This window comes from Cellulophaga baltica 18 (assembly GCF_000468615.2).
Taxonomy (GTDB): domain Bacteria; phylum Bacteroidota; class Bacteroidia; order Flavobacteriales; family Flavobacteriaceae; genus Cellulophaga; species Cellulophaga baltica.
Genome location: NZ_CP009976.1, coordinates 4,109,235 through 4,127,543, shown reverse-complemented (window position 1 = coordinate 4,127,543; position 18,309 = coordinate 4,109,235). Strand labels below are relative to the sequence as shown.

At 34.5% G+C, this 18,309-nt stretch carries 20 protein-coding genes; 9 read left to right on the top strand and 11 right to left on the bottom strand.

Annotated elements, in window-relative coordinates; all coding sequences use genetic code 11:
* Nucleotides 1–49: 49 nt before the first annotated feature.
* From M666_RS17820 to M666_RS17810, 3 genes are all read right to left on the bottom strand, one after another.
* Nucleotides 50–676: a hypothetical protein gene (locus tag M666_RS17820; RefSeq protein WP_029445104.1), complete on the bottom strand. Its 627-nt coding sequence runs from the start codon at nt 674–676 to the stop codon at nt 50–52.
* Between the two features lie 79 nt (nt 677–755).
* Nucleotides 756–2,204: a glyceraldehyde-3-phosphate dehydrogenase gene (locus tag M666_RS17815; protein ID WP_029445105.1), complete on the bottom strand. Its 1,449-nt coding sequence runs from the start codon at nt 2,202–2,204 to the stop codon at nt 756–758.
* A 123-nt stretch (nt 2,205–2,327) separates the two neighbouring features.
* Nucleotides 2,328–3,722 carry a S1C family serine protease gene (locus tag M666_RS17810; RefSeq protein WP_025615604.1) on the bottom strand — a complete coding sequence of 465 codons (1,395 nt, stop codon included), beginning with the start codon at nt 3,720–3,722 and terminating at the stop codon, nt 2,328–2,330.
* Between the two features lie 130 nt (nt 3,723–3,852).
* Between M666_RS17810 and dapF the strand changes: the two genes are divergently transcribed.
* The 4 genes from dapF to M666_RS17790 all read left to right on the top strand — a co-directional run bounded on the left by dapF (nt 3,853) and on the right by M666_RS17790 (nt 6,975).
* Complete coding sequence (gene dapF, locus M666_RS17805) at nt 3,853–4,629, top strand: diaminopimelate epimerase (protein ID WP_029445106.1); 777 nt, start codon at nt 3,853–3,855, stop codon at nt 4,627–4,629.
* Nucleotides 4,622–5,146: a GNAT family N-acetyltransferase gene (locus M666_RS17800; RefSeq protein WP_024481358.1), complete on the top strand. Its 525-nt coding sequence runs from the start codon at nt 4,622–4,624 to the stop codon at nt 5,144–5,146. Before dapF ends, M666_RS17800 begins: the two co-directional genes overlap by 8 nt.
* The gene (gene mltG, locus M666_RS17795) at nt 5,146–6,189 is read left to right on the top strand and encodes an endolytic transglycosylase MltG (protein WP_029445107.1); all 1,044 of its coding nucleotides are present in this window, start codon (nt 5,146–5,148) and stop codon (nt 6,187–6,189) included. Before M666_RS17800 ends, mltG begins: the two co-directional genes overlap by 1 nt.
* Before the next feature lie 150 nt (nt 6,190–6,339).
* The gene (locus M666_RS17790; RefSeq protein WP_024481356.1) at nt 6,340–6,975 is read left to right on the top strand and encodes a lysozyme family protein; all 636 of its coding nucleotides are present in this window, start codon (nt 6,340–6,342) and stop codon (nt 6,973–6,975) included.
* Nucleotides 6,976–7,018: 43 nt separating this feature from the next.
* Here the strand turns inward: M666_RS17790 and M666_RS17785 are convergent, their stop codons facing one another.
* From M666_RS17785 to dnaA, 3 genes are read right to left on the bottom strand one after another with little or no spacing between them, the layout of a single operon-like run.
* Entirely contained in the window at nt 7,019–7,735 is a 717-nt protein-coding gene (locus M666_RS17785) for an SAM-dependent methyltransferase (protein WP_029445108.1), read from the bottom strand.
* 11 nt (nt 7,736–7,746) lie between these two features.
* Nucleotides 7,747–8,202, bottom strand: a complete 456-nt coding sequence (locus M666_RS17780; protein ID WP_029445109.1) for a low molecular weight protein-tyrosine-phosphatase — start codon at nt 8,200–8,202, stop codon at nt 7,747–7,749.
* A gap of 9 nt (nt 8,203–8,211) precedes the next feature.
* Nucleotides 8,212–9,636 carry a chromosomal replication initiator protein DnaA gene (dnaA, locus tag M666_RS17775; RefSeq protein WP_024481353.1) on the bottom strand — a complete coding sequence of 475 codons (1,425 nt, stop codon included), beginning with the start codon at nt 9,634–9,636 and terminating at the stop codon, nt 8,212–8,214.
* Between the two features lie 211 nt (nt 9,637–9,847).
* On the opposite strand from dnaA, the gene M666_RS17770 reads away from it, so the two are divergent.
* A complete protein-coding gene (locus M666_RS17770; RefSeq protein WP_029445110.1) occupies nt 9,848–10,273 on the top strand; it encodes an acyl-CoA thioesterase in 426 nt (141 codons plus the stop codon).
* Here the strand turns inward: M666_RS17770 and M666_RS17765 are convergent.
* The 4 genes from M666_RS17765 to ribD are packed head-to-tail and all read right to left on the bottom strand — an operon-like array spanning nt 10,257 to nt 13,382.
* Nucleotides 10,257–10,871 (bottom strand): IMPACT family protein, encoded by a 615-nt coding sequence (locus M666_RS17765; protein WP_029445111.1) that lies wholly within the window; start codon nt 10,869–10,871, stop codon nt 10,257–10,259. The genes M666_RS17770 and M666_RS17765 overlap by 17 nt on opposite strands.
* On the bottom strand, nt 10,871–11,734 hold the full coding sequence (locus M666_RS17760; protein ID WP_029445112.1) for an EamA family transporter: 864 nt from the start codon (nt 11,732–11,734) through the stop codon (nt 10,871–10,873). The genes M666_RS17765 and M666_RS17760 overlap by 1 nt, the downstream gene beginning before the upstream one ends.
* Nucleotides 11,735–12,337 carry an HAD family hydrolase gene (locus M666_RS17755; RefSeq protein WP_029445113.1) on the bottom strand — a complete coding sequence of 201 codons (603 nt, stop codon included), beginning with the start codon at nt 12,335–12,337 and terminating at the stop codon, nt 11,735–11,737.
* On the bottom strand, nt 12,330–13,382 hold the full coding sequence (gene ribD, locus M666_RS17750; RefSeq protein WP_029445114.1) for a bifunctional diaminohydroxyphosphoribosylaminopyrimidine deaminase/5-amino-6-(5-phosphoribosylamino)uracil reductase RibD: 1,053 nt from the start codon (nt 13,380–13,382) through the stop codon (nt 12,330–12,332). Before ribD ends, M666_RS17755 begins: the two co-directional genes overlap by 8 nt.
* 43 nt (nt 13,383–13,425) lie before the next feature.
* Between ribD and M666_RS17745 the strand changes: the two genes are divergently transcribed.
* Genes M666_RS17745 through ligA form a run of 3 tightly spaced genes read left to right on the top strand, consistent with a single transcriptional unit; the run spans nt 13,426 to nt 16,790 of the window.
* Complete coding sequence (locus M666_RS17745; protein ID WP_024481347.1) at nt 13,426–13,914, top strand: GNAT family N-acetyltransferase; 489 nt, start codon at nt 13,426–13,428, stop codon at nt 13,912–13,914.
* 5 nt (nt 13,915–13,919) lie between these two features.
* Nucleotides 13,920–14,771: a peptide chain release factor N(5)-glutamine methyltransferase gene (prmC, locus tag M666_RS17740; protein WP_029445115.1), complete on the top strand. Its 852-nt coding sequence runs from the start codon at nt 13,920–13,922 to the stop codon at nt 14,769–14,771.
* 18 nt (nt 14,772–14,789) lie between these two features.
* A complete protein-coding gene (ligA, locus tag M666_RS17735; protein ID WP_029445116.1) occupies nt 14,790–16,790 on the top strand; it encodes an NAD-dependent DNA ligase LigA in 2,001 nt (666 codons plus the stop codon).
* A gap of 80 nt (nt 16,791–16,870) precedes the next feature.
* On the opposite strand, the gene M666_RS20415 is transcribed toward ligA, so the two are convergent.
* A complete protein-coding gene (locus tag M666_RS20415; RefSeq protein ID WP_024481344.1) occupies nt 16,871–17,038 on the bottom strand; it encodes a lmo0937 family membrane protein in 168 nt (55 codons plus the stop codon).
* Between the two features lie 207 nt (nt 17,039–17,245).
* Here M666_RS20415 and M666_RS17725 point away from each other — a divergent pair, with 207 nt between their 5' ends.
* Nucleotides 17,246–18,250, top strand: a complete 1,005-nt coding sequence (locus M666_RS17725; RefSeq protein ID WP_024481343.1) for a sugar kinase — start codon at nt 17,246–17,248, stop codon at nt 18,248–18,250.
* Nucleotides 18,251–18,309: the final 59 nt, after the last annotated feature.

The window sequence follows — 18,309 nt, the reverse complement described above, 5'->3', positions numbered from 1 at the left end:
CTATTAACTAATTGTATTTTAGAAATTCAAGTAAAAATAAAAAGGCTAATTATTTAGCCTTTTTATTTTTGTTAATCTCATCTTGATATTGTCTGCTAATTTTTTGCTCTCTCTCTAAAGCTCTTCGTCTGTGCTCTTCGTATTCTACTTCAAGCTCCGATAAGTTGGTTTTAGCTTCTTGGGTAAGAATATTGCTATTTCTAAACTTGTAAATAAAAAATAACAGAAATAATAGAAGCGCAGCAATTAAAGTCCATAAAATAACATTATAGGTAGCCTTAGCAATTAAGATTCCGAAAATAGACATACTATCTTTTTCCTCAGTAACAGAGGCAAGGTTGTTTGTTGTTTCAGATAACTTCTCATTTAAAGACTTAATATCTTTCTCTTGATCTACAATAACTTTATTTAACTCTGTAGTTCTCTTATTAATTAAGTTAAGAGTGTCAATAACATTTTGCTTAAGCTTTTCTAAGCTTGTAATTTTAACTACTTCGTAATACACACCATCTGCTCTGTAATTTCCAGATTTTTTAGCCAAGTAATCAAACTGCCCATGTATGGATCCTGTTTCTAATGAGACATCATCCTCATTATCATCTTGAGTTTCTTGTGCAAAGTGGAAATTAACCGATAACAGCGCTAGAGTTACAAGTATTAATCTAATTTTTTTCATCTAGTAAGTGTTCTTAATAATTATTTAATGATTTAGAGAAGCGCTAAATTACTTCAATAATATTAGAAAGGAAAAAAAATTAGTAATAAGTGAAGCGTCTAACTTTAGAAATATACTTTGCAAGTCTAATAACTTGGTGTGAATACCCGTATTCATTGTCATACCAGACATATAAAACTATATTTTTTCCGTCTTCAGAAACAAGTGTTGCCTTGCTGTCATAGATTGATGGGGCAGAAGTACCTACAATATCAGAAGAAACCAATTCATTATTGAAAGAATATTTAATTTGTTCTACCAAATCTCCTTCTAATGCATACTTTTTCATCATGGTATTTATTGCTTCCTTTGAGGTTTTGGCATCTACCTCTAAATTTAATATCGCCAAAGAACCATTAGGAACAGGAACACGAATAGCATTAGAGGTTAATTTGCCAACTAAACTTGGCAATGCTTTGGTAACCGCTTTACCAGCTCCAGTTTCTGTAATCACCATATTTAATGTAGCTGCTCTACCGCGACGGTACTTACTGTGCATATTATCTACTAAATTTTGATCATTAGTAAATGCATGTATTGTTTCTATATGCCCCTTTACAACACCTAAAGAATCTTCAATCACTTTTAAAACGGGAGTAATTGCATTGGTTGTGCAGGATGCTGCTGAAAATATTTTATTGTTTTTAGGATCAAAATCTTTATGATTTACGCCATGAACAATATTAGGAATACCTTGTCCTGGGGCTGTTAATAAAACTTTAGCAGCTCCTTTTGCTTTTAAATGTCTAGATAATGCCGCTTTGTCTCTGAAAGCACCGGTATTGTCAATAACCAAAGCGTTTGTTATGCCATAAGCAGAATAATCAATGTCTTCAGGTTTATCTGCATTAATAATGTGTACTGTAGTACCATTTATAATCAAAGCACTATTTTCAACATCTATATCTACTGTGCCATTGAATTCACCATGAATTGAATCAATACGCAATAAACTTGCTCTTTTTTCTAATACTTCCTTATTTACAGTTCCTCTGATGACGATAGCTCGCAAACGCATTTGATTGCCTTTTCCTGTTTTAGCCATCAATTCTCTAGCGACAAGACGGCCAATTCTACCAAAACCATAGAGAACAACATCTTTAGGCTTTATTGCCTCAGCAACTTCCGCATCTTTAAGTTTATTAAAAACAAATGCTTTGACTTGCTCTTCATTTTCATTTTCAGCATGATATTCATAGGTTAGCTTACCAATATCTAATTTAGATGGAGGTAATTTCATATCATTAATTGCTCTTAATATTTCTACAGAATCAAATATGGAAATTGGTTTTTGAACAAACTCACAAGCATATTGATGAAGGTTAATGATGTCACTAACGTTTTTGTCAATGATTTGATTTTTAAATAAAACTACTTCAATTGATTTATCATACCATAGGTCGCTTACAATTTTGATAAACTCTGTAGTAGCCTTGCGCCTATCTGCTTGAAAAGCAAGTTCTTTTTCGTAAGATTTAATTTTATCCATCAGTTATTTTTAAGTTGAGTTGTTAAAAATTTCTGCAAAAATAGAAAATTCAAACGTTTTCGTAACATTTTGTTGCAATAAAAAAAGCTCCACTAGGGAGCTTTTTGACAGGGGATATGCGTTTTACTGGAGAATGATGCGTTCTTTTTCTCCTTTTTTATTGAGCATTGTTATGCTTGTACTGCGGTATTTGGTGATTCTACCGAATAACACTTTCGCATCATTAATATCGTTTATTTCTTCATCGCCAACAGCAAGAAGAACTTTACCATCTAGGCCATAACCTTCATAGCGTTCCGAAACTCCCACAATTTTAACACCTTTTTTAGTTCTAAAGTCTTTACGGTCTTTTTCATTTAGATTTTTAACCTCTAAATCCATTATGGGTAAGATAATTGTCTGGCGTTCTTTTAATAACACAGGCAGTGTCATTAATTCTCCATCTCTTTCTATAGTAACTTGTACTTCATCTCCTGGTCTTTTGGTGGCAAGATATCCATTGAGCTGTGGGAAGTTTTTAATCTTCACTTCATCTATTTGTTTAATAATATCGCCTCTTTCAAGGTTTGCATCAGCAGCACCAGAGTCTTCTTCTACGCCATCAATAAAAATACCACTCAATTCATTTAAGCCTTTTTCTACGGCATAGGGTGTATTTAAAGAGGGTGTTTTTATTCCTAAAATTCCTTTCTGAACATTTCCATATTCTAAAATATCATCAATGACCTTTTTGGCGATATTGCTAGGTACAGCAAAAGAATACCCTACATAGGATCCGGTTTGTGAGCTTATGGCTGTATTAATTCCAATTAGATCTCCATTGGTATTTACTAAAGCGCCACCACTGTTTCCTGGATTAACAGCGGCATCTGTCTGAAGAAAAGATTGGTTGCTTCCGCCTAGTGACCTTGCTTTGGCACTTACAATTCCTGCGGTCACTGTAGAGGTTAGGTTAAATGGGTTGCCAACGGCTAATACCCATTCTCCAATTTTTGCATTATCAGAATCGCCAAATGCCAAATAAGGCATTTTATGATCTGCATCAACCTTAATTAAAGCAATATCAGAATTTGGATCTGTTCCTATTAATTCTGCTTGATAGGTCGTATTATCATTTAAAGTTACTTGTAGTTGTGAAGCACCATCAATAACATGGTTGTTGGTAACAATGTAGCCGTCTGGGGAAATAATTACACCAGAACCAGCTCCTCTTACCTGCGGTCTAGAGTCTGATTCGTACCCATATAAAAATTCCATTATATTTTTAGGACCACTATTAATTGCTACATTTTTAACGTGCACAACCGCATTGACGGTCCTTTCTGCTGCAGAGGTGAAATCAACCTCATTAATACCAGCGCCTCTAGCGCTTGTTGGAGTGTAGCTAGCAGTGGTGTAAGGCGTAGCTCCTGAATCTGTGAAAATATAGGAGTTTTGTTCAAAAAAAAGTTTGTATGCTCCTAAGGTAATAGCTCCTGCAAATACAGAAACCAATAATAAATTCGCAATATTCTTCATAATCAATTTACATTTTAACTTTTGTACTTCAAAATTAACAGTTTTGAGGACACTATTTTTCTGTTTAACGTTGTTTTAACTGCTAAAATTCCCTTAATAAAATGCTACCTTTGTACTATAAACGCAAAAGATGAAGCTTACATTTTATAAATTTCAAGGTACGGGAAATGATTTTGTAATGGTGGATAACCGTCAAAATATATTTGATAAAGAAAATACTGAACGTATTGCTTTCTTATGTGACCGAAGATTTGGCATAGGTGCGGATGGTCTTATATTATTAGAAAATGAGAAGGACTTAGATTTTAAAATGGTATATTTTAATTCTGATGGAAATGAAAGTACCATGTGTGGTAATGGTGGTAGGTGTTTGGTGGCTTTTGCTAAGCACTTAGGTATAATTAAAGATTCGGCGTCATTTAATGCTATAGACGGTTTGCATAAAGCATCTATTAAGGAAGGTTTAGTTAGTCTGCAAATGAAAGACGTGGAAGAAATTAAAGAGAAGCCTAATGCTGTGTTTTTAGATACAGGATCTCCTCATCATGTACAGATGGTTACAGGTTTAGAAGATTATCAAGTAAAGAAAGAAGGAGCTCGCTTGCGGTATGGCGTATATGGAGAGAAGGGCAGTAATATCAATTTTGTAGAACAGATTGATGCGACTAGTTTTTCTGTAAGAACGTATGAAAGAGGTGTGGAGGATGAAACCTTGTCTTGTGGTACGGGTGTTACCGCAGCTGCAATAGCAATGCATAAAACAGGAAAAACAACCAATAGCGAAGTATTTATCAAAGCTTTAGGTGGAGATTTAAATATTAAATTTGAGGTAAATGATAAGGTATATTCTAATGTGTTTTTAACCGGACCCGCAAAATTTGTATTCAAAGGAGAGATAGATGTATAGTCTAAAAGGAGAAAAAGTTTATTTAAGAGCGCTAGAACCGTCAGATCTAGATTTTTTATATCAATTAGAAAATTCTACAGAGGTTTGGGAAGTAAGTGGTACAACTGCACCATACTCCAAACAGGTTTTAGAGATGTATCTTGATAATGTGCATAGAGACATTTATGAAGTTAAGCAACTGCGCTTATGTATTTGCGCCCTAGATGGTACTGTAGTTGGGTTAATTGATTTATTTGATTTTGATCCTAAAAATAGAAAAGCGGGAATAGGTGTTGTTATTGCATCAAAAGATCATCGTAATAATGGTTTTGGGTCAGAAGCTTTAGAATTAGTTTGTGGGTATTCTCGAGTAACCTTAGAAATGCATCAGGTTTATTGCAATATTTTAGAAGATAATCAACCAAGTATTCATTTATTTGAAAAATTAGGTTTTGAAAAAATAGGAGTAAAAAAAGATTGGATTTTATCCGAAGGAACATATAAAAACGAAATTCTTTATCAAAAAATATTTAATTAATGTACTTAAAAAAAATAGTTCTTGCCGTTTTAGTTATAGGATTGATGGTCTGTGGTGTATTTGCTTATAAAGTGTATGGTGCATTTTTTACACCTAATACTGCTTTTAACAATGACGAAGCTTTTGTTTATATTCCTTCCGATGCAAATTTTGCGGTGGTGGAAGAGACTTTAGCGCCTTTATTAGAAGATGTTGATTCTTTTAAATCTGCAGCTCAGAAAAAGGGGTATGCTTCTTATGTAAAAGGAGGTAAGTATGCGATTAAAAAGGGTATGAATAACAATGAAATTATTAATACGCTAAGAAGTCAGAATTTACCTGTGAAATTAGCTTTTAACAATCAGGAAACGATTGAAGATTTAGCTGGTAGGGTAGCTACTCAGATAGAAGCCGATAGTTTGTCTTTATTAAATGCCTTCAATGATGCAGATTTTTTGAAAGAAAATGGTTTTAATGAGCAGACTAAGCTGGTGATGTATGTTCCTAATAGTTATGAGTTTTTCTGGAATACTTCTGCAGAAAAATTTAGAGACAAAATGTTGACGGAATATAAAAGATTTTGGAATGATGCTAGAATGGAGAAAGCCAAAGCCTTACATTTAACTCCGATAGAAGTGTCTACTTTGGCTTCTGTAGTACACAAAGAGACTGCAAAAGTAGATGAGAGGCCTAGAGTAGCCGGAGTTTATTTAAATAGATTGCGTGATGGTATACTATTACAGGCAGATCCAACGGTTATCTATGCGTTGAAATTACACACGGGAGATTTTAATCAAATTATTAAGAGAGTATTGTATCGTGATTTAGAATTGGATTCTCCTTACAATACTTATAAATATGCAGGTTTACCTCCTGGGCCAATTGCCATGCCAGATATTACGGCAATAGATGCTGTCTTAAACCCAGAGAAGCATAGTTATTACTATTTTGTGGCAAATGTCGAAAATTTTGGATATCACAAGTTCGCAAAAACGCTTGCGCAACATAACCAGAATAAAGAGCAGTACGTCCGATGGATTAATAGCAAAAACATAAATAGATAGGTTAAACGTCTGATTTTAACGTCACTTTATCTAAATGAGGCAATTTTTATGATTTCTACAACAATAAAATCTTCTGTATAGCGGTACATTTGCCCCGCGAATTTAAGCAGGCTACTTTTTTGTTGCTTTAAGTCTTAAGAAAACAATTGTATGAGAAAGTGGATAAGCATTAGTTGTCCCCTTATTATGACTTTTATTTTAATCAGTTTTGGATTCAAAAATAAACCAGTATTGGTTCCGGACAGCCTTAAAGTAAATACACCTACGTTAGTTTCGTTTCCCCAAGATGAAACTTTTAATGCAAAATTTTTATTAACGCCTCCATACATAGGTAGCTCTTATGTTGGTTTTAAAGAAGCATTAGCTTTCAAAGAATCAAGAGGCAGATACGGAGTTATTAATTCTTTAGGATATTTAGGTAAATATCAGTTTGGAGCAAGTACTCTCGAGTTAGTCGGTATTTATAATGTTGACTTATTTTTATCAAATCCAGAGCTTCAAGAAAAAGCTTTTATGACCAATATTGCTCGTAATAAATGGATTTTGAGAAGAGATATCGAGCGATTTTCGGGAATTAAAATTGGAAATTCTCAAGTTACAGAGTCTGGTATTATAGCAGCAGCTCATTTGGCAGGGCCTGGTAACGTAAAAAAGTATTTACGTTCGTATGGTGCCTATGATGTTTTTGATGATTATGGAACGAATATAGCTCGTTACATAAAATTGTTCTCAGGGTATGACATTTCAAATGTGGAGCCCAAGAGAAATGCTAGGATTTTAAAATAATAAATTAAAAAAAGCCCTTGTGAATCTTCACAAGGGCTTTTTTTTATGCTTGAATAATAAATATGGTAGGTCTTTTGTGAAGATCTATATTTTCTGTGGTCCATTGCTTTGCTGTTTTAGTTGCAATGAACTCTGTGGGCAAGGTGATGTCACAGGCAACGCAGATTTTAGTAAAAGGATGTACTGTTTTTATGAGTTCCGCTAGTAATTTATCATTACGGTAGGGGGTTTCAATAAATACTTGAGACTGATCTGCGTCTTTAGATAGTTTTTCTAAGCGTTTTATGGCGCTTCTGCGTTCGCTGTTATCAATAGGAAGGTATCCGTTAAAAGCAAAATTCTGACCGTTAAATCCGCTAGCCATTAAGGCTAGGAGGATAGAAGATGGACCGACTAATGGAACAACGCGTATGTTTTTCTCATGAGCAATACGTACCACATCTGCTCCAGGGTCTGCAATACCAGGGCAGCCTGCTTCAGAGATTACGCCTACATCATGACCTTCTAGGCACGGTTGTAAAAAAGTAGGAATCATTTCTGGTTCCGTAAATTTATTGAGCGATTCTAGGATGAGATCTCCCTGAGATTTTTTAGAACTAATTTTTTTTATGAACCTACGAGCTGTTTTTTCGTTCTCAACAATATAGTAATTGATGTTTTCTATGGCTTGCTTAACAGAAAGCGGTAAAACTTCCAGTGGTTCATTTTCACCTAATGTAGTTGGGATTAAGTATAACTTACCAAATGTAGTAGTGTCCATAGAGAGGCGGTTTATGTTGTTGTTAATTTCTCAGCAATAACCGTGCAAGCACTATCTATTAACTGAAAAACATGTTCGAAGCCATTATCATCCCAATAAGGGTCTGGAACTTCGTTGATATTAATATCAAGCTCATTTAAAAGTAATTTTACTTTTGATTTTTCATCTTGACTGCTGGCTAAAGCAATGATATTTTGGTAATTTTTAGAATCCATCACATAGATGTAGTCAAAAGTAGTGAAATCTTCTTTTTTAAATTGTCTACATTTTTGATGAGCAATAGCTATTTGGTGTTTTTTAGCAACGGCTATGGATCGTATATCAGGAGGATTACCTATATGATAATTTCCAGTACCTGCAGAGTCAACAAAAAATGAAGTGGTATCTAGTTTGTTTTGTAAAATACCTTCGGCTAACGGAGACCTACAGATATTTCCGAGGCAAACCATTAGTATCTTCGTTTTCATAAATGGTAATTAAGAAAATTTCTTAGTAAGATCGTCTATGTATTTGCGAAATTGTTTATCAGTTTCAGCAAGGTTATCTACGGTTTTACAAGCATGTAAAACTGTAGCATGATCTCTTTTTCCTATTTGTGAACCAATACTTGCTAAAGAAGCTTTCGTGAATTTTTTAGCAAAGAACATCGCTAATTGTCTTGCTTGTACAATATGACGTTTTCTAGTCTTAGATTGTAATGTAGCTACATCCATTTCAAAATAATCAGAAACTACTTTCTGGATGTAATCTATAGAAACTTCACGTTTTGTGTTTTTAACAAATTTCTCTACAACCTGTTGTGCAAGATCTAGGGTAACCTCTTTTTTATTAAACGAAGATTGTGCAATCAATGATATAATAGCACCTTCGAGCTCACGAATGTTTGTTTTGATGTGTTTTGCAACGTAATCTATAATATCATCAGGCATCTCAACACCATCACGATATAATTTATTTTTTAAGATAGAAATTCTAGTTTCGTAATCAGGGTTTTGCAGTTCAGCAGATAGTCCCCATTTAAATCTAGATAATAAGCGTTGCTCTATGTCTTGCATATCTACAGGAGCCTTATCTGATGTTAAGATAACCTGTTTTCCATTTTGATGTAAATGGTTAAATATATGGAAGAAAACATCTTGTGTTCCAGATTTACCAGATAAGAATTGTACGTCATCAATAATTAATACATCTATCAATTGGTAGAAATGTATAAAATCATTCCGAGTATTTTTCTTTACAGATTCTATATACTGTTGGGTAAATTTCTCTGCAGAAATATATAAAACAGTACGCTCTGGGTATTTATCTTTTATTTCAACACCAATAGCATGTGCTAAGTGTGTCTTTCCTAAACCTACGCCACCAAATATTAATAATGGGTTAAAAGAAGTTCCTCCGGGTTTATTTGCTACGGCCATACCAGCAGAACGCGCTAAACGGTTAGAGTCTCCTTCTAAAAAGTTTTCAAAATTATAATTTGGATTTAGCTGTGATTCTATCTTGATATTTCTAATCCCAGGAATTACAAATGGATTCTTTAATTGTGGGTTTTTAGATTTGATAGCAACGTCTAATTCTTGTGCAGGAACGGTACTTCGGTTTGAGCTTGGAATTTTTTCGGTAAATGGTTCTCTATTGCCGTAAGTGTTTTCCATTTTTATAATGTAAACTAATTTTGCACTTTCACCAAGTTCTTTGGTTAAGGATACTTTTAAAAGTTTTACATAATGCTCCTCGAGCCATTCGTAGAAAAATTTACTTGGTACTTGAATACTAAGCGCTTTATCCGTTAACTTGACAGGCTTAATGGGTTCAAACCATGTTTTGAATGCCTGCGGTTGAATGTTGTCCTTGATAAAGTCCAAACAATTGTTCCATACGGAAATAGCAGTAACACTCATTTTTTAAATTAATCTTAAATATTGGTTAGTAATAAAATAGGCTTTCTAAACTGAAATCAGCGAATAATCTCCTCGCTTAATCGGATGACAAATATGTGAACAAAAAAACTAAAAAAAAAATTCATTAGTATTGAATTTTCGGTTTTTTTTTACCATGTTGCCCCTTCAAAGAAGTACAGCCTTTAAATATATAATTTTTACTTTTAAAATAATGGATATTAACAAAATTTCTTTTAGAGTTAGATATGGTGAAACAGATCAAATGGGAGTCGTATATCACGGCAACTATGCGCAGTATCTAGAGATGGGCCGCGTAGAGATGTTGCGCGGGTTAGGAATTTCTTACAAAGCACTAGAGGAAAGTGGTATTATCTTGCCGGTTATTTCTCTAACTGTAAATTTTAAGAAATCTGCCTTGTATGATGATTTGATAACGGTGGTTACCAACTTAAAAAAAATACCGTCGGTGAAGATAGAATTTGACTATATGATTTTCAACGAGAAAAAGGAGTTGTTGGTCGAAGCTCATACCGTTTTAGCATTTATAGATTCGAAAAAAAATAAGCCAATGAGATGTCCGGAAGATTTATTAGAAAGAATTTCTGAGTATTTAAATTCAGTTAAGAAACAGGTTTAATTTTAATGGTGTGCATATCTGAAAAAATACTATGTATTTTTTCTTCATCATCTTTTCGAACGGAAATCACAATGTTACAATCCAATTCCATCTTTTGAGAAACGATGGATAATTGTTCTTGTTTTATAATCCGCATCACTTTATCCATATCGGCGTATTCGAAGAATAATGCAAATTGTACTTGAATAATTTTCTCTATAATCTTAGCGTTCTCTAGAGCCATTTGTGCTCCAGTTTTGTAGGCGCTAATTAAGCCGCCTACACCTAGTTTTGTACCTCCGTAGATACGCGCAACTGCAACTAGTACATTCGTGACCTCAAAAGACTGTATTTGACCGTAAATAGGCATTCCTGCCGAATTATTTGGTTCCCCATCATCATTTGCTCTGTAATTAGGATTTTCTATTCCTAACTGCCAAGCATAGCAAACATGGCCTGCTGTATAATACCTCTTCTTTATTTCTTCGAGTAAAGGTTTTACATCGTCTTCAGATTCAATCGGAAATGCGTAACCGTAAAACTTACTTTTTTTCTCTTTAAAAAGAATTTCATCGGATGGTTTTGAAAGTGTTTTGTAGGTGTCTGAGTGTGTTTCCATTAAAACAAAGCTACTAATATGATACTAATTACGGCCAATCCTATTCCAATCCAGTTCTTAGGAATCAATTTTTCCTTAAATAATAAAATTCCTAAAAGCGTTGAAAACAATACGGTTGCGACATTATTTATAGTAAAAATGGAAGAGCTGTCAGAGAAATCATTTTGTAACGCACGTAGTAAAAAGTGCAGGGTTAAATAATTGAAAATTCCCAAAACAATTCCCCCCAAAATATTTCTGTAATTTATTTTTAGAGGTATTTTAAAAGACCGAATGAGGATAAAAAGCACACCAAATATGCCTGCGGAGGAAAATACAACTGTGCTAAACAAAGGAAATTCATGCTTGGGAACAAAGGTGGTTTGTATGTATTTTATACTAGTATCTACCAGCCCAGAACCTATAAATAACAGCAAGGGGAGTACTAGTGTTCCTGTTTTTACTGTAATGGTGCGGTTTTTTAGTGAAGAGAAATAAACGGCAATTAAAGCTAAAACAATTCCGATAATTTTGATACCCCCTAATTCTTCCTTGTAAAGCATTACGCCTGCAAGAACAGGAATGACTAAAGACATTTTTGAAGCTACAGAAGCTACGGAAACGCCTATTTCTTGTGAAGTCCTTGCCGTAATATAAAAAACGGTAATAAATAAAAACCCTAAACTAACCGTGGGTAAAAACCAGCTTTTCTCTGGTATTGAAGATAACTGAATGCTCTCTTCGTAAAAAAATGTAGAAAAAATACCTGCAACAAAATAGTTAGTGATAATAGCAAAAAGTGTCTGAACTTTATACGTGTTATAAAGTTTGAAAATCACAAATAGCGAACTAGAAAATAGTATGCATAATATTAAGTCTATCATTTACAACTTGGTTTTTAATTGTATAATATCTTCTTTTCCTACCAGTAAATTCCAACTTTTAATTCCCAAAGCTGCCGAAGCAGCTGTATTTTCCTGAGTATCATCTACGAAGAAAGTTTCTTCGGCAATAAGGTTGTTTTCATTCAGTACAAACTCATAAATGTCTTTGTTGGGTTTTCTAAGTTTAATTTCGTGAGAAAGGTAAAACTTTTCAAAGCAATCTTTAAATCTATTAAATTGAGCTTCACCCATTGCGTTAATCACATAATCTATATGAATTTCATTTGTATTGCTCAATAAAAATAGGCGGTATTTTTTTTCTGCCGCTAATTGCTCTAAAAATAACAATCTGTTTTCTGGAAAATCAAGGAGGATACTGTTCCAAGCATCTTTTAGTTCTTTGGGTATAGCACTTGGGAAAATCTCATTTAACTTTAGAATGAAATTCTCAGAAGTCATTAAGCCCATTTCGTAGGCTTTGAAAATGTCATCTAATTCAGGAGTAACTTCTGTATAACCAACGTTTGCAAGAGCTTTAAAGACAGCAGGTTTGTCTAGGTTGATGAAAATGTCTCCAAAATCAAAAATGATGTTTTTAATCATTGTAATATAGGTTTAAAATGTCTTGGTCTAATGTGTTAGTCTCTTTTAAAGTACCGACGAGCGAAGGTGCTTTTATGCCGTTTTTGAACGTGGAATTTCCTATAAAAACACGAGCTTCATCCCATAGATTTTCGTCAATAAAAGTTTGTAAGGTGCGTTGGCCTCCTTCAATAAGGATGCTTTGTATATTTTGCAGGTATAGTGCTTCACAGATTTGTGCAGCTATCTCTTTAGAAAAATCAATTAAGAGGTACGCCACATCCGGTTTGTATTTAGTTTTATCTGAAACGGCCGTAAATACAATCGTCTTTACGGTTTTGTCTAACACATGATAGTTAGCATCAATCTTTAAATCTCTATCTATTATTATGCGTGTTGGGTTGCGTCCCGTCCAGCTACGTACGCTTAATTTTGGATTATCGGCCAGTACGGTATTGGTACCTACTAAAATGGCCTGTTCTTCTGCGCGCCATTGGTGTACAAGTTGTCTAGAATATGGGTTGGTAATCCAAAAAGCTTGTTTTTCTTCTGCTCTTAAGTGGGGGGCTGGTGCTATAAAACCATCTCTAGTTTCTGCCCACTTTAAAATAAGATAAGGCCTTTTCTTTTCTTGAAATGTCAAAAAACGCTTATGATGTTCGCGACATTCTTTTTCTAAAACACCAACAGTTACGTGGCAGCCCGCATTTCTTAGTTTTTGTATACCTTGACCAGCAACTTTTTCATGAGGGTCTAACAGCCCAACCACCACATTTTTAATATGGTGCTTTAGGATTAAGTCCGCACAAGGGGGCGTTTTTCCGTAATGAGAACATGGCTCAAGCGTCACGTAAATAGTGGATTCGCTAAGTAGGCTTTTATCTTTGACGGAGTTAATGGCATTTACTTCGGCATGAGAGCCTCCGTAAGGGCTGGTGTATCCTTCTCCAATAATTTTATTTTTATGAACAACAACGGCTCCAACCATTGGGTTAGGAGCTGTAGTGCCTAATCCGTTTTGGGCAATTTGAATGCAGCGTAAAATATAAAATTCATGTATCTTCACATCGCAAAAATAGGATATTAAATAGATATCGATTTAAGAAATTATGGGAAGTATTATAATTCGAGAAATTCAACAAAAAGATAATTCGGCTGTAGCAGAAGTTGTTAGGAAGGTGTTGGTAGATTTAGGAGTGCCAAAAGTAGGGACAGCTTATGAAGATAAGGCCTTGGATCATATGTTTGAGAATTATAATGTTCCAAAAGCTACCTATTTTGTGGTGGAAGAAAATGATAAGGTGATTGGTTGTTGTGGCGTTGCGCAATTAGAGAATTATGAAGGGAATGTATGTGAGCTTCAGAAAATGTACTTTTTAGAAGAAGCAAGAGGAAAAGGAGTAGGTAAACAGATGATTGATATTTGTATAGCGAGAGCGAAAGAATATGGTTTTGATAAAATGTATTTAGAAACCATGCCATTTATGAAGGCTGCACAAAAATTGTATCAGAAATCTGGCTTTGAATATTTAGAAGCTCCCATGGGGAATACAGGTCATTATTCTTGCCCTGTTTGGATGTTGAAAGACTTAAAATAACAAGAATGCTTTTAAAAGAAATTAAAAATATATTTCACCAAGAGCTTGATGCTTTATATCAAAAGGAAGAAGTAAATAGCTTTTTTTATATACTTATAGAACATTATCTAGGGTTGCAACGCTTTGTCCTAGCAATGGAGCCTCATCTAATTATAACTAAAGAAGAAGAGTCTCCATTGTTTGAAGCTTTGAGTAAATTAAGGCTTCAGGTACCTGTTCAATATATTACTGGTAGCACAGAATTTATGGAGATGGAATTTATCGTGAATGAAGATGTGCTTATTCCAAGGCCAGAAACGGAAGAATTGGTGCGGTGGATTCTCGACGATATCAAAGATCATCAATCTAAATTAAAAATACTAGATATAGGTACAGGAAGTGGTTGTATACCTATTGCTTTAGCAAAGTACTTGCCAAATGCAGAAGTGTATTCATTAGATGTTTCAGAAAAAGCTATTGCAGTTGCTAAGCAAAACGCCGTTTTGAATAAAGTTTCTATTCAGTTTATAAAGGATAGTATTTTGGAAATAGCGACACTAGATGAAGATTTTGATATTATAGTATCAAATCCGCCTTATGTACGGGAACTAGAAAAGGCAGCAATGCATGAAAATGTACTAAAACATGAACCAGCATTGGCATTGTTTGTTGCAGATGATAATCCGTTAGTTTTTTATAATAAAATCACGGCTATTGCAGCTCATAACCTTGTAAAAAAAGGTAGTTTATATTTTGAGATTAATCAATATTTAGGGAAAGAAACAGAACTTCTTTTAGAAACTCATAATTTTTCTGATATTACACTGCGACAAGATATATTTGGGAACGACCGAATGTTGAAAGGAATAAAGAATTAAAATAACCCATCTTTTTAAATGGATAGTAAGCAAAAAATAGAAGCACTAAGGTTAGCACTTAGAGAACATAATTACAATTATTACGTACTAGATACGCCAACGATATCTGATTATGAATTTGACATGCAATTAAAAGAATTGCAAGATTTGGAAGCGAAACACCCGGAGTTTTATGATGCTACATCGCCAAGCTTACGTGTGGGTGGTATGGTAACCAAAAACTTTAATACCGTGGTGCATGAGAGTCGCATGTATTCTTTAGACAACAGTTACTCCAAAGAGGATTTAGAAGATTGGGAAAAACGTATACAGCGTAATTTAGGGGATGTTCCTGTAGAATTTACGTGTGAGCTTAAGTATGACGGGGCATCAATTAGTATCACTTATGAAAACGGACAGTTGGTTCGGGCATTGACACGTGGAGATGGTTTTCAAGGTGATGATGTGACGAATAATATAAAGACGATAAAATCAATTCCTTTACAATTAAAAGGCGATTATCCGCCTAAGTTTGATATTCGTGGTGAGATTGTTTTACCATTTGAAGGCTTTGCAAAAATGAATGCGGAACGTATAGAAAATGGGGAAGATCCATATATGAATCCAAGAAACACAGCCTCTGGGAGTTTAAAACTTCAAGATAGTGCGCTAGTGGCGCAACGGCCTTTAGAGTGTTTACTTTATGGCATTGTAGGAGAAAAAACCGGTATAGAATCTCAGTTTCAAATGTTAGAAAAGGCTAGGGTTTGGGGGTTTAAAGTGCCAACGGTTGCAAAGCTTTGTACATCTACAGATGAAGTAATGGCTTTTGTAGAATATTGGGATATTCATAGACATGAATTGCCGTATGAAACGGATGGGGTGGTAATAAAAGTAAATAACCTACAGCATCAAGAAGAGTTAGGGTATACCTCTAAATCTCCGCGTTGGGCCATGGCTTATAAATTTAAGGCAGAGCAGGTTTCCACTCTTTTAAATGAGATTACGTATCAAGTAGGTAGAACAGGAGCCATTACGCCAGTAGCTAATTTAGTCCCTGTTCTTTTAGCCGGAACTACGGTAAAAAGAGCTTCTTTACACAATGCTGATCAAATTGCAAAATTTGATATTCGTGAAGGAGATACCGTTTTTGTGGAAAAAGGGGGAGAAATTATTCCAAAAATTATAGGTGTAGATTTTGCACAAAGACCAGAAAATTCTGAACCAACAAAATATATAGAGCATTGCCCAGAATGTAATACGGTTTTAGAACGTACTGAGGGCGATGCAAAGCATTATTGCCCTAATTTCTACGGATGCCCTCCTCAAATAACGGGCAGAATTCAACATTACATTTCTCGTAAAGCAATGGATATTGAAGGTCTGGGAGGTGAAACGGTAGAGTTGCTGTATAAGGAGCAACTGATTAAAAATTATGCCGATTTATATACGCTAACCAAAGCTCAAGTAATGCCCTTAGAGCGTATGGCAGAGAAGTCTGCAGAGAATTTGATTAACGGAGTTAAAGCGTCTGTTAACATCCCTTTTGAACGTGTGCTTTTTGCATTAGGTATACGGTTTGTAGGTGAAACTGTGGCTAAAAAATTGGCGAAAGCTTACAAAAATATGGATGCTTTGAAAATTGCATCAGTAGAAGAGTTGGTGAAAGTTGATGAAATTGGAGAGCGTATTGCTACTAGTGTGGTTGAGTTTTTTCAAAATGAAACCAATCAGGAAACTATTGAGCGTTTAAAAAGTTATGGTGTACAATTTGAATTATCTGCTGAAAAATTAGAAAACCAGACAGAAGAATTAAAAGGACAAACCTTTGTGGTTTCTGGTGTTTTTGAAAAAGTAAGTAGGGATGAGCTTAAAAAACTTATTGAAGACAATGGTGGTAAAGTAGGGTCATCGGTATCTTCCAAAACTACTTTTTTAGTAGCCGGAGATAAAATGGGGCCGAGTAAACGAACTAAAGCAGAAAATTTAGGGGTAGCCATTATCACAGAAGATGATTTTCTAGCCCTCTTGGATTCTTAAAGCTTAAATTATAGTAGAAATAGAAAAGTCAGTCTAAGTAAAGACTGACTTTTTTATTTATTTCCTTTTCACGGCAATTTTTATAATACTTTTCTTCCTGAAATTATATTGTAGAGAATTACAATTACTGCAATTACAATAAGAATATGAATTAAACTATTAGTTCCAATTCCAGGTACGACTCCTAACATTCCCAAAAGCCATACGATAATACAAATTACGGCTACTAACCAAAGAAGACCTCTCATAATGTGTTGTTTTTAAGTTATACCGCAAGGTACTTTTAGAGGCTAAACTTGGGTAACTTAAAAAATTAAATAACTAACTCAATTCATCTAGGGTTACATGGATGTGTTGTTATGAGTCAATTACGAGAACATTTGTTATTAATTCATCTTTTGTGTTAAAAAAGCCAATTTCTTATTTAATTTTACAATTCATCAAACGTTTTCGCAATGAGTCAAACAATAACTTTCGGAGAAGTACTAATGCGTTTATCGCCAGAAGGGAATAAAAAGTTTATACAATCTAATACGTTGGAATTTTATTTTGGAGGAACAGAGATTAATGTAGGGATTTCTATTGCTAACTTCGGTGGAAAAGTAAAACATATAAGCTGTATTTCTAACGATTTTATTGGAGATACTGCCATATCATACTTGAATAAATTTGATGTAGATACATCTTCTATCGTGCGTTCCAGTAGACCTTTGGGAGTTTATTTTCTTGAGGTGGGTGCGGTTATGAGACCTAGTTCCATTTCTTACAATAGATCTCATTCTTCATTTTCGGAAATTCAGCCGTCTATGGTAGATTGGGAATCTTCTTTAGAAAATGGCTCTTGGTTTCATTGGACTGGAATTACGCCAGCCTTATGTCAAGGAGGGTATGAAACGCTACGAGAAGGCTTAGTTTTAGCTAAAAAAAAGGGCATCACTATCACAGCAGATCCTACTTATAGAAGCGGTTTGTGGAAATATGGCAGCGATGCCAAAGAAATACTTTCAGAATTGTTGGAGTATTCTACCATTTTTATTGGAGGTATTAATGAGATGAATGAAGTTTTAGGAACTACATTTAATTATACCAATGAAGACTTTATTGCGGCAAGCAAACAGTTAATGGAGCGTTTTCCTTCAATAGAGAAGGTTTTTGATAAAATTAGAACTTCTTTAAATTCTTCTTGGCACAAAATAAGAGCTAGAATGTGGAATGGAAAAGAGTTTAGGGAAACAGAAGATTTGGATATTACTCATATTGTAGACAGAATCGGTACTGGAGATGCTTTTGCTGCAGGATTAATTTATGGATTGCAAGAATTTGATGATTTTAAGGCGATGGAGTTTGCTAGCGCTGCTTGTGCTTTAAAGCATACGTATGAAGGGGATGTTAATTTTGCCACGGTAAAAGAGGTGATGGGTATCTTAGAAGGGAATACAACTGGTAGGTTTAATAGGTAATACTCGTATAAAAAGACTTTTTTGGTCTTTGGATTATTATTCTTTCTTGTTTTATCGCA

What these genes read in the sequence shown, in the direction of transcription:
- M666_RS17820 (WP_029445104.1), bottom strand. Translation starts at nt 676, where the DNA reads ATGAAAAAAATTAGATTAATACTTGTAACTCTAGCGCTGTTATCGGTT.
- M666_RS17815 (WP_029445105.1), bottom strand. Translation starts at nt 2,204, where the DNA reads ATGGATAAAATTAAATCTTACGAAAAAGAACTTGCTTTTCAAGCAGAT.
- M666_RS17810 (WP_025615604.1), bottom strand. Translation starts at nt 3,722, where the DNA reads ATGAAGAATATTGCGAATTTATTATTGGTTTCTGTATTTGCAGGAGCT.
- dapF (WP_029445106.1), top strand. Translation starts at nt 3,853, where the DNA reads ATGAAGCTTACATTTTATAAATTTCAAGGTACGGGAAATGATTTTGTA.
- M666_RS17800 (WP_024481358.1), top strand. Translation starts at nt 4,622, where the DNA reads ATGTATAGTCTAAAAGGAGAAAAAGTTTATTTAAGAGCGCTAGAACCG.
- mltG (WP_029445107.1), top strand. Translation starts at nt 5,146, where the DNA reads ATGTACTTAAAAAAAATAGTTCTTGCCGTTTTAGTTATAGGATTGATG.
- M666_RS17790 (WP_024481356.1), top strand. Translation starts at nt 6,340, where the DNA reads ATGAGAAAGTGGATAAGCATTAGTTGTCCCCTTATTATGACTTTTATT.
- M666_RS17785 (WP_029445108.1), bottom strand. Translation starts at nt 7,735, where the DNA reads ATGGACACTACTACATTTGGTAAGTTATACTTAATCCCAACTACATTA.
- M666_RS17780 (WP_029445109.1), bottom strand. Translation starts at nt 8,202, where the DNA reads ATGAAAACGAAGATACTAATGGTTTGCCTCGGAAATATCTGTAGGTCT.
- dnaA (WP_024481353.1), bottom strand. Translation starts at nt 9,636, where the DNA reads ATGAGTGTTACTGCTATTTCCGTATGGAACAATTGTTTGGACTTTATC.
- M666_RS17770 (WP_029445110.1), top strand. Translation starts at nt 9,848, where the DNA reads ATGGATATTAACAAAATTTCTTTTAGAGTTAGATATGGTGAAACAGAT.
- M666_RS17765 (WP_029445111.1), bottom strand. Translation starts at nt 10,871, where the DNA reads ATGGAAACACACTCAGACACCTACAAAACACTTTCAAAACCATCCGAT.
- M666_RS17760 (WP_029445112.1), bottom strand. Translation starts at nt 11,734, where the DNA reads ATGATAGACTTAATATTATGCATACTATTTTCTAGTTCGCTATTTGTG.
- M666_RS17755 (WP_029445113.1), bottom strand. Translation starts at nt 12,337, where the DNA reads ATGATTAAAAACATCATTTTTGATTTTGGAGACATTTTCATCAACCTA.
- M666_RS17745 (WP_024481347.1), top strand. Translation starts at nt 13,426, where the DNA reads ATGGGAAGTATTATAATTCGAGAAATTCAACAAAAAGATAATTCGGCT.
- prmC (WP_029445115.1), top strand. Translation starts at nt 13,920, where the DNA reads ATGCTTTTAAAAGAAATTAAAAATATATTTCACCAAGAGCTTGATGCT.
- ligA (WP_029445116.1), top strand. Translation starts at nt 14,790, where the DNA reads ATGGATAGTAAGCAAAAAATAGAAGCACTAAGGTTAGCACTTAGAGAA.
- M666_RS20415 (WP_024481344.1), bottom strand. Translation starts at nt 17,038, where the DNA reads ATGAGAGGTCTTCTTTGGTTAGTAGCCGTAATTTGTATTATCGTATGG.
- M666_RS17725 (WP_024481343.1), top strand. Translation starts at nt 17,246, where the DNA reads ATGAGTCAAACAATAACTTTCGGAGAAGTACTAATGCGTTTATCGCCA.